Consider the following 16746-nt stretch of genomic DNA (forward strand, 5'->3'; position numbering starts at 1 on the left):
ATCTCCTATACATGTAGTATCTTTCATAGAACTATCTCAACAAAACAGTTCGTCTATATCATCTCTAACACATTATACAATATAACTTTCGTTTCGCATACCATAGGTCCTGTGAAAGCCGAAGCTTTCACAGGATGTATGGGTATGTATCAAAGATTAGCCTCTTTTAATATATTGAAGTACTTCTGCCAATTGTGCTTTCAACTCATTAATTTCATCTTTTTGCATTTGGTTTTGTGCTTCTAAGGCGGACACTTTGTCTTGTAATGTATAAGACGCACTGATAGGTCCTTGACGGTATGTGTCTTTCACTGCTGTTTCATCAGCACGAGATCCGAACTTCCAGCTCACACCTGCGTTGGCCATCAATTCATCATGATTGCTACCGATAGATGCGCCTGCATGGAATAATAGAGACTCGTTTTTATAGTGTGCAATACCTAATGCCAATGCAGTTTGACCTTTGTAAGTACCTACGCCAGCCATCAATGTAGTTGGTTCCAATGGATCATATTGTAAGTGACGCAATCCAGCCAACGCAGCAGATTGAGCGCCTAGACGATTCATTCGACTTTCCACATTCGCTGTAGCATTTGCCACACCCTTCAACTGTGATACATTCACTGCATCAGTATCGTTCACACCAGCTGCCACGTTAGTAATTGTGTTACCACCATTATCAAGGCCTGTAGATGTTAGACTCACAGAGGCTCCGCCTTGAGTGGCTGGTGCAAAGGTGATACCTTTCATATTTGTTAAGGTATCTGATAATTTAAGTTCAATGCCTTTCTCTGTCGCTTTCGCTTGAATATTGATGCCAGCCTTCTGCGCTGCTTCATCTGGTGTAAAGTTAGAAGATCCTTTAATGGAGATACCATCTTTTAATGTAGTTGTGTGCGTGGAATTATCATCACCGGCAATATGTAATTCTTTATTCTCTAATGTTTCAGAAAGAACTGCATGCGTTACGATACCAGAAATTGTTACATTCTTACCAGTAGCCGTATCTGCATCGCCTTTCACAAGAGGTAACGCAACAGTACCTGTTTTATCATCCACCTTGTATGTACCAGCTTTTACATGTACATCGTCAGTTTTGTCCAACTTAGTTTCTTCTAAATTAGAAACTTTTACGTTAGTAGCATGTAATTGTTTACCTGTTACGGCATCAGTAGACTTGTCTGACAGGTCTGCATCTGCCAAGTTAGTGATTTTTGTACCATCAGCATTGATACCATCTTTGCCAATAGTGATTGTTTTTGTTGTACCATCAGCTTGTTTGTTGGCAATGGATACTTTATCTCCATCAATTGTTAGTTTTGTACCTGCACCATCTGCTGTTGTAGCGTTAGTAATAGATGTAATACCTGTTAGATCTTTTACTATACCAATTTCTAGCTTGCCATCAACATTTTTAGTACGGATGTTGTTTGCTGCTGTTGTTGCATCAGCTGCTACAGTGCCTTCACCTACGATATCAAGTTTTTCACCTAAGTTTTTATGAATCTCATCGCCTGCATTGCCTTTGAAAGTCAAGCCTTTTTCAACGATCGCATTCGCAGTGTTATGTAAATCTGTTACGTTAGTAGCTGCATTTTTAACTGGGCTATTATCTTTAGCCGCTTCTTTTAATTTTTCTAATGTATCTGTACCTGTTAATGGTGTCACTACAGAAGAAATATTATTTAATACAGTTGTACCATTTGTTACAGTACCATCTGGGCTTACTAGACGTGCTTCTGGTGTCACTGCTACAGGAGCTTTACCACCATTTTCAGCTTCAGTTTTTACATTGCCATCTGGTTTTACTTCATCAGCTTTATAGTAGTTGCCATCGTTAGCTTTCACTACACGGTCGCCGGCTGCATTTGTATACACTACTGTACCAGCTTCGCCGTTACGAAGGGCATTCACTTTAGATGTTAAGTCTTTACCGTTTAAGCCATCTTTACCTGTCGGGCCTTGTGCACCTGCAGAACCAGCCACCGCTGCACCATCTGTACCTACACCGGCTTTACCATCTCGACCGTCAGAGGCTGTATTACCTACATTCGCTGCATTGTCTAATGTTTTACGTGCTGTTTCCTCTAAACCAATCGTAATCGTACCGTTTTTATCAGTTTCAACAACCACACCTGTTTTAGGTCTTAATCCATCAGTATCTTTGCTAGGGCTATCTTGACCTGCTGGTAAATCAGTTGGTGCTATTGTACCAGTACCGGCTTTGAAAGTAATCACTTTATTTTTTGGCACTACTGTAGAGCCCGTTCCAGTACCATCATCAACATGTAAATCCCAGGCGTGATCATCTACATATTTTTTAGTAGCTACATCTGAATTGTCTGTTGGTTCTGCCACGTTTGTGATTTTTTTATTACCAGCATCAATACCATCTTTGCCGATTTTCACTGTTGATGTTGCACCATCAGCTTGTTTGTTTTCTACCGTTAATGCATTACCATCGATTGTCAATGTAGTACTTGCTACTTTTGCATCAGGTTGTGCTGGATCTACTGGAGCTGCATTTGTAATAGATGTAATATTTTTTAAATCTTTTACTAAACCAATTTCTAGTTTACCATCAACATTTTTAGTACGGATGTTGTTGGCTGCTGTTGTTGCATCAGCTGCTACTGTACCTTCACCTACGATGTCAAGTTGATCACCTAAGTTTTTATGAATTGCATCGCCTTCATTGCCTTTGAAAGTCAAGCCTTTTTCAACGATCGCATTCGCAGTGTTATGTAAATCTGTTACATTAGTAGCTGCATTTTTAACTGGGCTATCATCTTTAGCTGCTTTTTCTAATTTTTCTAATGTATTTGTACCTGCTAATGGTGTCACTACAGAAGAAATATTATTTAATACAGTTGTACCATTTGTTACAGTGCCATCTGGGCTTACTAGACGTGCTTCTGGTGTCACTGCTACAGGAGCTGTACCACCATTTTCATCAGGAGTTTTTACATTGCCATCTGGTTTTACTTCATCAGTTTTATAGTAGTTGCCATCGTTAGCTTTCACTACACGGTCGCCTGCTGCATTTGTGTACACTACTGTACCAGCTTCGCCGTTACGAAGGGCATTCACTTTATTCGTTAAGTCTTTGCCATTCAAGCCATCTTTACCAGTTGGGCCTTGTGCACCTGCAGAACCAGCTACGGTTGCACCATCTTTACCAGCACCTGCTTGACCATCACGTCCGTCAGAAGCCGTATTACCAATGTTTGCTGCATGGTCTAGTGTTGTACGGTCTGCTTTTTCTAAGCCAAGTGTGATGTTACCTTCACCATCTTTAGCAATGACAATACCTTTTTTAGGTGTGTCTGTAGCATCACTTGTGTCTGCACTAGCTTTTAATGTAATCGCTTTATCTTTCGCTGTTACAGCTTCCGCTGGATTATCACCATTTTGAACTTTTAAACCCCATTTTTGAGCATCTACATATTCTTTATTAGCTGCATCTTTTTCAGCTTCCGGTGTTGCCACGTTAGTGATTTTTTTATTACCAGCATCAATTCCATCTTTACCGATTGTCACTGTTGCTTTCGTGCCATCAGCTTGTTTGTTTTCTACTGTTAATGCATCACCATTGATTGTTAATGTAGTGCTCGCTACTTTCGCTGCATCAGGTTGTGTTGGATCTACTGGAGCTGCATTTGTAATCGACGTAATACCTGTCAATGCTGGGTTTACGTTATATTTGTAAGGATTACCTACTGTGCCATCACCTGCAACAGTTGTGTTTGTACCATCTGCAAAATTTGGTTTTACCGCAGAAATAGTATATGTTTTCTTACCTGTTCCATCTTCAGTGTGAGTAACAGTAACGCCCTCACCTTGTACTACTTCTGTGCCTAATGCAGTAATTACTTTTTTACCATCATTTGTAATGTTGGATAAATTTTTATCAGCCAATGGATCTACTGCCTTATTAATAGCTGTATTGACTACACCTGCTGTCGCAAGTTTCTTTGCATCGTCAGCTTTTGTAATATCAGTAGCCACTACAGGTGTTACTGTAATATCACCATTGTTGTCAGTAACAGTTAATGTATTCGCATCACCAGAAGTAACAGATTTCACTGGATTTAAACCAGAAATTGTGGCTTCTTCTCCTGTTTCTGTGCCATCAGCATCTACATACTTTAATGTAACAGTTCCATTATTCACAGTATACGCTTCTGGTTTAATATGACGTTCTTTTGTTTTATCTAATTTAGCTTCTATTTTTTTATTAGTAGCATCTAACTGTTTACCTGTTACAGCATCAGTAGAATTTTCTGATACATCACCTTCTTTTAGGTTAGTGATTTTTTTACCACCTACATCAACACCATTATCACCAATCGTAACAGCCGTTGTACCACCATGTAATGTCAATGTATCACCAGTGATAGACGTAATACCTGTCAACGCAGGGTTTACGTTATATTTGTAAGGTTTATCTTTTGTACCATCACCATCAACAGTTGTATTCGTACCATTTGCAAAGTTCAGTTTTGCTGCAGAAATAGTGTATGTTTTCTTACCTGTTGTTGCATCTTCAGCAGGAGTAACAGTAATACCATCACCTTGTACTACTTCTGTGCCTAATGCAGTAATTACTTTTTTACCATCATTTGTAATGTTGGATAAATTTTTATCAGCCAATGGATCTACTGCCTTATTAATAGCTGTATTGACTACACCTGCTGTCGCAAGTTTCTTTGCATCGTCAGCTTTTGTAATATCAGTAGCCACTACAGGTGTTACTGTAATATCACCATTGTTGTCAGTAACAGTTAATGTATTCGCATCACCAGAAGTAACAGATTTCACTGGATTTAAACCAGAAATTGTGGCTTCTTCTCCTGTTTCTGTGCCATCAGCATCTACATACTTTAATGTAACAGTTCCATTATTCACAGTATACGCTTCTGGTTTAATATGACGTTCTTTTGTTTTATCTAATTTAGCTTCTATTTTTTTATTAGTAGCATCTAACTGTTTACCTGTTACAGCATCAGTAGAATTTTCTGATACATCACCTTCTTTTAGGTTAGTGATTTTTTTACCACCTACATTAACACCATTATCGTTGATCGCAATGGTTGTTGTGCCACCATTCAATGTCAATGTATCACCAGTAATAGACGTAATGCCTGTTAACTTTGGCTTTATGTTTACTTTATATTTATTACCCTCTGTACCATCGCCCTCAACAGTTGTATTCGTACCTTCCTCAAGTTTAGACGGAGCCGCTCCGCCACCGCCGCCAGCAGCAGCTTTGTCAATTTTGTCTTTTAATTCCTTACTTAAGGTTAACTTATACTTACGAGTAACGCCGTTTTCATTACCTTTTTCAGCATGTTCACTATTACCTTGATCAACAACGATATCATCGCTATCCTCAACAAGAGTATCATTGGCTTTTACAATAAAATTATTAAACTTTACCTTGTCCCCAGTAAAATTTTCTGCTTCAAAAGTATTCTTCTCAACAGTGATATTATCACCTGCTTGTACATTATACCAAACACTCTCCGGATCAACACCAGAATTTATTTCTGGAGGATTAAAGTCAGGTGGTAAAAAAGGATCCGTATCAGATGCCCCTCCACTAGCCATCACCCATGGTGCACTAGGGCTGAATGACGTCGCTACTGTCGCTGCCGTTGCAGCTAACAATGCAACAGCGTATTTTTTACGTTTTTTTGAAACATTATCTTTCATAAATTCTATCCCTTTCTTCTTACATTACATATTGCCACTACTACACGTTCCATGTAATAATATCCATACTTTGTAAACATTCATTAGATCCTATCGGTAAATACATTAAACTGTGTTTAGATTTAAGGTCTATATTGTAAGAAACAAGACCATCTGTGGTCCCATACTTCTAAAAGTAATACAACATCAATGTGGCATGTATCATTTACAATAACACACGCCTATTTCAATTTAATTGTATTAAATTGTATTTAAAATTTTCGATTCCTCATCATCATACTATATATTTTGAATATATACAACAAAAATGTTGATAAAATTACTTATTTTATGCTCGGCAGGGGGGGGGGTGAGTGGTGGCCGGATGGGTAAGGGACTTTTCGGATGACAGTTAAATTTATATAAATGAATATTATTAATAATATGATTAAAAATAAAAGACATAATAAATATATTTGTAGATTTATAGAATTACTTAAACATGATACCCATCAATAGGGTATAGCCATATCTGCTCTCCCCACTCCCTGAGGAACGCCATTACGAGTAGTAGTCTTTGTGGAGTTCCCTTTACTACCTAAATAAAACAAATGCAAGAAGAGCACGGCGTGCCCCGAACAAACATTATGAAATACCGTTTGTGAGGGGTATGCCGTGCTCTTCCCTTCATCTTATTAAGTTACAAACGCCACAAGGTTACATAGCGTCACAAGTGACGACTCATAGCGGAACAAGAGACGATTGTATTACACCTACAACCTGTGCTATAATTAAGTCAACAAAAGAAGAGCCATCAACGTGTAGCTGGCGTTAGGCTCATCTCAAAGAAAAGTATAAAACTTAGATGCGCCTAACGTGTGAGGTCCGGTAAACCTCATTTCGTTAGGCGTTTTCGTTAGCTATAAAAACAACGAATAACTTCTACGATTAACATAGAAAATTGAATCAATAAAGATAATTTTTCATATGTAGTCATAGCAATCACCTCCTCCCATACTAGGAAGAGATGAGCCTAACAACACGTCAATGACTCTTACTGAGGAACGCTGTTACGAGTAGTAGCCTTTGTGGCGTTCCTTACTACCTAACTCACACAAACGAAAAAGACCGCAACGTGCTCCTGAACAAACCTACCGTAGGATCAGTTTGAGAAGGAGTATGTTGCGGTCTTTCCCTTATCTTATTTAGTTACGAACGCCACAAGGCTACATAGCGTCACAAGTGACGACACATAGCGAAACAAAAAACAATTGTATTACCTCTATAACCTATGCTATAAGTTACTTATTTAATAACAAAAGTCGTTCAATTTCCAATACATTAGGGAAAATTAATCGTATCCCTTTTCTTTGTAAAGCTAAAACTTTACGAGCTTTCTTTTGTAATTCTCTTTCAAATCTACCGTCAACTCTGACAGGTTTTTTATAAATTCCATCTACGTATTCATTTTTAATATATAAGATACTAACTGGACACATATTCTGAATTAGAAAAGCCTTCTCATATCCAAGAACTTCCCCAAATAAAATAGTGTCACATTTTCCATATTTATCAATCTTTGTATTATATATTTTCTGAAATTTATCTACTTGCGATGAAAAAGGTATCATCCAATATAGTTTAGTTGCTGTCTCTAAAAAAGCATAAAAACATGGTCTATCATGTGGCTGACCATCTATAGTTTCTTTATTTTTCATTAAGTGTGGATCTGGAAAATCTATAAAATATTGATCTTTTATATAATAAAAATGACCTGTATTCATAAACTCCTCCCTAAAAAATAGACCCCATTCTTTTGAATGGAGTCTAACTATTTGAGCTCGAACACTTATTGAGTCGCATATCGAGTAGCGACAACTATTTGAACTTAATCTTATTTTAGTTGCTTATTAAGTAACAACAAATATTAGAGATACTAGTATCTCTAATAACAGTATACGCATTGAAAAAGATAAAGTCAATAATAAAATCTATATCCTTCCCCTGAGGAACACCATTACGAGTAGTAGCCTTTGTAGCGTTCCTTACTACCTAACTCACACAAACGCAAGAAGAGCACGGTGTGTCCCGAACAAACATTATGAAATACCGTTTGTGAGGGGTATGCCGTGCTCTTCCCTTTGCTTCTATTTAGTTACGAACGCCACAAGGCTACATATCGTCACAAGTGACGATTGTATTGCACCTACAACTTGTGCTATAATTAAGTCAACAAAAGAAGAGCCATCGACGTGTAGCTGGCGTTAGGCTCATCTCAGAAATTCTAAAAGTGAAATTTGCCTAACGTGTTAAGGTGTGCTAGACCTTATACGTTAGGCTTTTTCATTGTCTACTTAAGTAGATCAATGAGCTGAATTGCTAAACTAGCAATAGAAATCATCAAAGAGATTTTTTCATATTTAGTCATAGCAACCACCTCCTCCCATACTAGGAAGAGATGAGCCTAACAACACGTCAATAGCTCTTACATTTTTATTATAGCACAATCTATACGTACTGTTTATATAAATTTAATGCCTCTATACTCAGCAAACTAAGCAAAGCGCAAGTTTGCAAATGATGCCGCCGCGAACACAAAAAGACCGCAACACACTCTTAAACAAACTTACCATAGGCTTAGTTTAAGAAGAATTACGTTGCGGTCTTTCCATCCCCTGAGGAACGCCGTTACGAGTAGTAGCCTTTGTGGCGTTCCTTTACTACCTAACTCACACAAACACAAGAAGAGCACGACATGTTCCGGAGCAAACCTAACCACTGTATCAGTTTGCGTAGGAATATGTCGTGCTCTTCCCTTTGCACAAGTTAGCTATACGAACGCCACAAGACAACATATCGTCACAAGTGACGATTGTATTGCACCTACAACTTGTGCTATAATTAAGTCAACAAAAGAAGAGCCATCGACGTGTAGCTGGCGTTAGGCTCATCTCAAAACTTTCAAAATGGATAGCCTAACGTGTATAAGTATTAGCAGTACTTATCTTTTACGTTAGGCTTTTTCATTAATCGATTTATTTAAACCAATCAATGAGATGTACTAGTAATTTTAGAGTTAAAATCAATAGATCGATTTTTCTAAATTTTTTCATAGTACCACCTCCTCCCATATTAGGAAGAGATGAGCCTAACAACACGTCAATAGCTCTTACATTTTTTATTATAACATAATTTATTCGTACTGTTTATATAAATTTAATGCCTCTATACTCAGCAAACTAAGCAAAGCGCAAGTTTGCAAATGATGCCGCCGCAAACACAAAAAGACCGCAACACACTCTTAAACAAACTTACCATAGGCTTAGTTTAAGAAGAATTACGTTGCGGTCTTTCCATCCTCTGAGGAACACCGTTACGAGTAGTAGCCTTTGTGGCGTTCCTTTACTACCTAAATCAAACAAACACAAGAAGAGCACGGTGTGCCCCGAACAAACATTATGAAATACCGTTTGCGAGGGGTATACCGTGCTCTTCCCTTTGCTTCTATTTAGTTACGAACGCCACAAGGCTACATAGCGAAACAAGTGACGACTTACTTTTTGATCCAAGGCATCAATTTACGTAATTCGCCGCCCACTTCTTCTACTTGATGTGCTGCTGCTTGTTTACGTTGTTCTTGTAAGTAAGGGTAACCTGCTGCATAGTCACCAAGGAATTGATCAGCAAATTTGCCGTCTTGGATATCTTTCAATACACCACGCATAGCTTCTTTCGCTGCTGCTGGGATTACTTTTGGTCCTGTAATATAGTCACCGAACTCAGCTGTGTTGGAGATGGATTTACGCATTGTTTCGAAACCACCTTCGTAGATCAAGTCGATGATTAATTTCATTTCATGAACACATTCAAAGTATGCATTAACTGGATTGTAACCAGCTTCTACCAATACTTCGAAACCAGTTTGCATCAATGCACATACGCCGCCACAAAGTACTGCTTGTTCACCGAATAAGTCAGTTTCAGTTTCTTGACGGAAGTCAGTTTCCAAGATACCGGAACGGCCACCGCCTACACCAGACGCCCATGCCAATGCTACTTCTTTAGTGTCTCCACTTGGATCTGCGTATACAGCGTACAAGCAAGGAACGCCAGAACCTTCTTGGAATGTACGACGTACTAAGTGACCAGGTCCTTTAGGAGCTACCATGAATACGTTTACGTCAGCAGATGGTTTAATTTTACCGAAATGAATGTTGAAACCATGAGCAAATGCCAAGTACGCGCCTTTTTTAAGGTTAGGAGCGATGGATTTTTCGTAAGTTTCTGCTTGTAATTCATCTGGAATCAAGATCATCACAACGTCTGCACCTTTTACAGCCTCGCCTGTTTCTTTTACTACGAAACCAGCTTCTTCTGCTTCTTTCCAAGATTTGGAACCTTCACGAAGACCGATTTGTACGTCCATACCGCTTTCTTTTAAGTTCAACGCATGCGCATGACCTTGGGAACCGTAGCCAAGAACTGTAATTTTTTTACCTACTAATGCTTGTAGATTGCAATCTGCATCATAAAATACTTGTGTGCCTAAAATGTTACCTGCCATTGTGATAACCTCCTACTTTGTAATACATAATGATGTTTATAATTTACTAGATTTTCTAGTGAAATTCAACTGATTTTAAGCCATTCGGCTTACGGATTTACCATACTTAGTATGATAATTTGGTATAAATAAAAATATCTTTGTACACTCTATAAAAACATTTTATGAAAGTACTTGCAACCAAGGTCGATCTTGGACCCAAGTTACTTTCACTGAAAGTCCATAGAGTGCTGATAATATCTCATCGGTAATAACCTCATGTTTCGGTCCCGCTTGGAAGATTTTACCTTCTTTCAAGAGTGCCACATGAGTGACGTTGGGAAGGATTTCCTCGATTTGGTGCGTCACATAGATGAACGGACAATGAGTATCCTGCGCCCCTTGTCGATTGAGATGGCGGAGCAATTGCTCTCGGCTCGGTACATCCAACCCATTGCATGGTTCGTCCAAGATAAGTAAGTCTGGACTCGTCATCAGTGCTCTCCCGATGAGGGCTCGTCGTTGTTCTCCTGTGGACAATACTCCAAAGTGACGATGTTGTAACTGTTGCAAGCCCATACTGGCTAGGACCGCATCACAGCGTTGTTCTTCTTCCTCTGTCACATCATGGTATATACCAATTGTTCCATGTGCTCCAGAGAGTAAAATTTGTCGCACTGTTTCGTCTCGCATGGTTCGCTCAAATTGCCCCAATGTAGAGCTGACGAATCCGATACGATCTTTTACGTCTTTCCACACGCATTGTCCAAAGGTATGTCCCAACACACGAACCTCACCACGGGTAGCGCAGGTGTAGGCCATAATCATGCCCAACAAGGTGGACTTGCCTGCCCCATTGAGGCCCAACAATGCCCAGTTTTCCCCTGCTTTCACATGCCAGTCGACACCTTGTAAAATCGCCTCTCCATTGCGGACGAAGGTAACCCCTTCATAATGTAACAATTCACCTTGTTTCGGTTCTGGTACCGCCATTACATTTTTTCTCCACGGCTCATAGCGGTGCAACCTGTTTTTGCAATTTCCAGAATGCCATATTCTTTCATAATTTCTATGAAAGCATCCAGCTTCTGCGTTTCTCCTGTAATTTCTATGACGATGGAGCTAGGTCCTACATCGAGTACATTGCCACGGTACACATCCGCTAATTGGATGATTTGTGGTCGTACAGACACGTCGGCTTTTACCTTGATGAGCATCAATTCACGACGCACCACTTGTTCTGGAGAGAATACTTTTACTTTGATGGCATCTACTAATTTGTAGATTTGTTTTTGGATTTGGTCCAATTGCACTTCATCTGTTTCCACCGTTAAGGTAATCCGCGCTTGATCCTTAGGAATGGAAATGCCCGATGTCATTTGTGTCACCGAGTAGCCACGACGATTGAACAAGGAAAGGATTCTTGCCCCGATACCTGGTTTGTTTTTTGTAATCACTAACACTTGGTGTTGTTGTACTTTACTCATTGTCAGGGCCTCCTTTCAATCCCATCATATCTTTCGCTGTGCAACCGGCTGGGATCATTGGGAATACATTTTCTTCTCGTTCTACCACGCAGTTAATTACCACTGGTTCATCAGATAAGATGAGGTCTCGTAATTGGCTGCGCAAGTCTTCGATGGTGGATAGTGTCACCCCTTGTACACCATAGGCTTTTGCCAAGGTTTCAAAGTCTGGATTCACTTCTAAATCTACGAAGGAATAGCGACGTTGATTGAACAACTCTTGCCATTGACGAACCATGCCTAAGAAACCATTGTTGATAATCACAACTTTCACAGGGATATTATAGGCTTTCAATAAGAGCAATTCTTGGCTGTTCATTTGTAAGCCTCCATCACCTGTGATGAGAACTACTTTTTTATCTGGCTGTGCCACTTGTGCACCGATAGCTGCTGGCAAACCAAAGCCCATAGTACCGGCACCACCGGATGTGATGATCGTATTCGGCTTGGAGAAAGTAATGAATTGAGACGTCCACATTTGGTGTTGTCCCACGTCGGTCACAACGATGGCATTGCCTTTCACGATATTGTCGATTTCTTGAATCACCTTTTGTGGTAATAAGGAAGTTCCCTCATGAGGACGCACGCGAATTGGATACTCTTCACGCCATTCACGGATACGTTCCAACCAACTTTCATGAGTTTGTGGAGTCAATTCATGATTCATTTCGTTCAATACATGTTTCAAGTCACCTACAATTGGCACATCGATGAGCTTATTTTTACCAATTTCTGCTGGGTCAATATCTACGTGGATGATGGTAGCCTCTTTGCAGAACTCCTTCGGTACCCCCGCAATACGATCGTCGAAACGAATGCCTAAGGCAATTACTACATCTGCTTCATTGACAGCATAGTTGGCATACACCGTACCATGCATGCCTAGCATACCTAGCGATAATTGGTGTTCTCCTGGAAAGGACCCTAAGCCCAATAAGGTATTCACTACTGGAACTTGGCATGTAGTAGCTAATTTGTAAAGTTCTTCTGTAGCATTCGATAAGAGTACCCCATGGCCTGCTATAATAAGAGGTCGTTTCGCACCTTTCAACAGATCGATAGCTTTTTTGATTTGTTTTGGATGTCCGATATAATTCGGGTCATAGCCTTCGATAGAAATTGGTTCATTGAAGATAGCTTCAAATTCTTCATAGGAAATGACATCTAATTGTGCATCTCGTGTGATATCTACGAGCACCGGACCTGGACGACCTGTAGTAGCTAAGTAGTAGGCTTCTTTCACAGTGCGAATCATATCTCGGATATCTTTCACCAAGTAGTTATTTTTCGTCACCGGCATGGTAATGCCCACGATGTCCGATTCTTGGAACGCATCTTTTCCCAGCAAGTGGCTGCATACCTGACCAGTAATGGCCAAGAGAGGAATGGAATCCATATGAGCCGTCATAATGCCTGTCACAAGGTTCGTCGCCCCTGGACCAGACGTAGCTAAACAGACCCCACATTTGCCAGACGCACGGGCATAGCCGTCCGCTTCATGAGCCGCCCCTTGTTCATGACGTGCCAAGTAATGGTTGATACCTTCAAAATCATAAATTTCATTATATATAGGAATTACGGCGCCGCCAGGATAGCCAAATATATCGGTCACTCCCAAGCGCTTCAATGTTTCTAGGAGTATGCGGGCTCCTCGAATCATTTTCTGTTCACTCATAGTGTATCCCTTTCTATATCTATCGTATTCATTAGTCATGTTCATTAAATTCATTAGAACTGATACGGTGAATCGTGTATCCACGGTCCGCCATGGCCGCCGTGATTTTCTTGATATGCTCTTCTCCGTTCGTTTCTACGGTTACCACCAATTCCACTTCATGGAATCGGTCTAAGTTTTTAAACTGATTATGTTCTAGTTTGATAACATTCGCATTTTGTTCTGCTAAGATTTCAGACACCGCCACTAATTGGCCTGGTTTATCTGATAAATTCACAGCAAATGTGAAAATACGGCCCCGTACAACTAAGCCTTTAGTAATCATGGAAGCAATGGTCAATACGTCGATGTTACCACCGCTCAAGATGCTGACTACCGTTTTGCCACGTACTCGTAATTTTTTCAACCCTGCCACTGAAAGTAAGCCAGCATTTTCACCGATGATTTTATGTTTTTCCGCCAATAATAGAAAGGCTTCCATCAATTCATAGTCGGATACGGTGACGATTTCATCTACATAGGTTTGAATATATTCTAAGTCTCTTGTACCAATTAATTTTACAGCTGCCCCATCGGCAATGGTACTCACGGATGATAAATTCACTGGTTTTCCTTCTGCTACGGCCGCTTTCGCACTAGCTGCGCCTTCTGGTTCTACACCAATGATCTTCACTTGTGGATTTTTCAGCTTCGCTGCTGCTGCCACACCGGAAATCAATCCGCCACCACCAATTGGCACTAAGATAATATCTGCATTTGGCAATTCTTCTAAAATCTCTAGGGCAATCGTTCCTTGCCCTTCAATGACATCTTCATCATCGAAAGGATGGACAAATACATATCCATGTTTTTCTTGTAGTTCGCAAGCTTTTTCATAGGCTTCGTCATAGACTTCGCCAGCCAGCACCACTTCTGCACCATATTGACGTGTGGCCTCTACTTTAATAAGTGGTGTATGACGTGGCATGACAATGACTGCTTTAATACCTAAGCGTTGGGCTGCTAGCGCCACCCCTTGTGCATGGTTGCCTGCGGATGCCGCAATAACGCCACAGGCTTTTTCTTCTTCTGTTAATTTGGAAATTTTATTGTAAGCGCCCCGCAATTTGAAAGACCCTGTACGTTGTAAATTTTCCGGTTTGATATATACATCATTGCCTGTTTCTTGGGAGTACACAGAGCTATGAATTAATTTTGTTTTCACCGCGATCGTAGCGAGTCGCTCTCTAGCCTCCATGAAATCGTATAATTTATGCATATAAATATCCTTTCCTAAGTATGTATTCTATGTATAGAACTGTACTTCCCTCATAGACATGTCTATCCCGACTGCGTTCCCTCATAGATAATTCTATATCCTAACTACATTCCCTCTTATGCTTCGTCTAGGATTTCGATGGCACCTTGTGCAGCAGAGGATACGTGCATAGCATATTTTTTCAAGTATCCTGTCACATCTGATTTGTGCGGTGCTAAGTTTGCTTTTCTTCGTGCAATTTCTTCCTCTGAAAGTTTTACATTCAAAGAACGATTCGGAATGTCGATTTCGATAATATCACCATCTTCTACGATAGCGATAGTGCCGCCAGAGGCTGCTTCTGGAGATACGTGACCAATAGATGCGCCACGGGTAGCACCAGAGAAACGACCATCTGTAATCAAGGCTACGTCTTTACCAAGACCCATGCCTGTAATTGTCGCAGTTGGTGTCAACATTTCACGCATACCTGGACCACCTTTTGGACCTTCATAGCGAATGATAACTACATCACCTTTCACAATTTTATGACCCATGATTGCTTCTACCGCTTCTTCTTCGCTGTTGAAGACTTTCGCTGGACCGGAGTGCACTAGCATTTCTGGGTCTACAGCGCCTTCTTTGACAACGGAACCGTCTGGAGCCAAGTTACCTTTCAATACAGCGATACCACCTGTAGTATATACTGGATCGCTCCAAGGATGGATCACATCTTCGTCTAGGACTTTCACAGTTTTAGCAATCGTACCTTGGTCCACCAAGCTCACAGATTTCGCACCTTCATGCAAGTGACCTTGTTCTTGTAAACGATGCATTACTGCATACACGCCACCTGCGGCATGTAAGTCTTCGATGAAATATTTACCAGATGGAGATAGTTTCGCCAATTGTGGTGTATCTCCTGCAATGCGGTTGAAATCGTCCAATGTTAAGGACACGCCTGCTTCATGAGCGATAGCTGGTAAATGTAAGGCTGTGTTGGAAGAACCGCCCAATGCCATATCCACGGCTACCGCATTTTCAAAAGCTTCTTTCGTCAATACATCTTTTGGACGTAAGCCTTCTTGTAACACTTCCATCACTTGCATACCCGCACGTTTTGCTAGACGCAAACGCTCGGAGTAAACAGCAGGGATGGTACCATTACCTGGTAATGCCATACCCAATGCTTCTGTTAAGCAGTTCATAGTATTCGCTGTGTACATACCGGAGCAAGATCCGCATGTAGGACAAGCTACGTTTTCAATATGTTCTAATTCTTCTTCGGAAATCAGACCTGCTTCAAATTTACCTACCGCTTCAAACACGTCGGATAAACCAATTTTTTTGCCATTGTGCACGCCTGCTAGCATAGCGCCACCAGATACGAACACAGATGGTAAATTCAAACGAGCTGCTGCGATCAACATACCTGGTACTACTTTATCACAGTTAGGAATGAACACCATCGCATCGAATGGTGTGGCCATAGCAGAGGCCTCGATGGAATCAGCAATAATATTACGTGTAACCAAGGAATATTTCATACCGATGTGGTTCATTGCCAATCCATCACAAATACCAATGGTATTAAATTCCATAGGAATACCGCCCGCCTCACGGATGCCATCTTTCACAGATTGTACTAGATTTTTTAAATGCACATGACCTGGAATGATTTCGTTGAAAGAATTGGCAATCCCAATGATTGGTTTTCCAATTTCCTCGTTGATGAATCCTAATGATTTTAATAATGAACGATGAGGAGCTCGTGTAGCCCCTTTTGCTACTCTATCACTGCGTACCATATGATGATCCTTTCTACTCTTGATACTATACTGGTTATAACACTTGTTATAGTTACATATTGCTGTCTAAGTACTATATCCATACACTAAAATACTAGTATATGATTTCTATTTGATACTTCTATAATTTTGTATCTATCTAATAGATTCCAAATCCGCATCTAATATTATGGTATAGTTTTTAGCCCTTGAATTGTCAAGTCAAATGCAACTCTACTGAATGATAAACCTCGTATGGGGTTTTCCAATTTAAGCATTTGCGC

9 protein-coding genes are annotated in these 16746 nt (G+C 40.3%); all 9 read right to left on the reverse strand.

All coding sequences use genetic code 11. The features are described from left to right. Positions 1 to 156 precede the first annotated feature (156 nt). Positions 157 to 5715 (reverse strand): YadA-like family protein, encoded by a 5559-nt coding sequence (locus EO118_RS08005; protein WP_127069413.1) that lies wholly within the window; start codon positions 5713 to 5715, stop codon positions 157 to 159. Between the two features lie 895 nt (positions 5716 to 6610). Continuing rightward, positions 6611 to 6691, reverse strand: a complete 81-nt coding sequence (locus EO118_RS08840; RefSeq protein ID WP_370447247.1) for a putative holin-like toxin — start codon at positions 6689 to 6691, stop codon at positions 6611 to 6613. Between the two features lie 304 nt (positions 6692 to 6995). Further along, positions 6996 to 7478: a type III toxin-antitoxin system CptIN family toxin gene (cptIN, locus tag EO118_RS08010; protein WP_127069414.1), complete on the reverse strand. Its 483-nt coding sequence runs from the start codon at positions 7476 to 7478 to the stop codon at positions 6996 to 6998. Positions 7479 to 9247: 1769 nt separating this feature from the next. Beyond that, on the reverse strand, positions 9248 to 10258 hold the full coding sequence (gene ilvC / locus EO118_RS08015; RefSeq protein ID WP_127069415.1) for a ketol-acid reductoisomerase: 1011 nt from the start codon (positions 10256 to 10258) through the stop codon (positions 9248 to 9250). Between the two features lie 162 nt (positions 10259 to 10420). Further along, positions 10421 to 11230: an ABC transporter ATP-binding protein gene (locus tag EO118_RS08020; protein WP_127069416.1), complete on the reverse strand. Its 810-nt coding sequence runs from the start codon at positions 11228 to 11230 to the stop codon at positions 10421 to 10423. After that, complete coding sequence (gene ilvN, locus EO118_RS08025) at positions 11230 to 11724, reverse strand: acetolactate synthase small subunit (RefSeq protein ID WP_126938427.1); 495 nt, start codon at positions 11722 to 11724, stop codon at positions 11230 to 11232. The genes EO118_RS08020 and ilvN overlap by 1 nt, the downstream gene beginning before the upstream one ends. Beyond that, on the reverse strand, positions 11717 to 13438 hold the full coding sequence (ilvB, locus tag EO118_RS08030; protein ID WP_127069417.1) for a biosynthetic-type acetolactate synthase large subunit: 1722 nt from the start codon (positions 13436 to 13438) through the stop codon (positions 11717 to 11719). The genes ilvN and ilvB overlap by 8 nt, the downstream gene beginning before the upstream one ends. A gap of 31 nt (positions 13439 to 13469) precedes the next feature. Next, on the reverse strand, positions 13470 to 14696 hold the full coding sequence (ilvA, locus tag EO118_RS08035; RefSeq protein WP_127069418.1) for a threonine ammonia-lyase: 1227 nt from the start codon (positions 14694 to 14696) through the stop codon (positions 13470 to 13472). Between the two features lie 116 nt (positions 14697 to 14812). Next, complete coding sequence (gene ilvD, locus EO118_RS08040) at positions 14813 to 16483, reverse strand: dihydroxy-acid dehydratase (RefSeq protein WP_127069419.1); 1671 nt, start codon at positions 16481 to 16483, stop codon at positions 14813 to 14815. Positions 16484 to 16746: the final 263 nt, after the last annotated feature.

The sequence above is a fragment of the Veillonella sp. 3891 genome (genome assembly GCF_003992315.1).
In the GTDB taxonomy this organism is placed as follows: Bacteria; Bacillota; Negativicutes; order Veillonellales; family Veillonellaceae; genus F0422.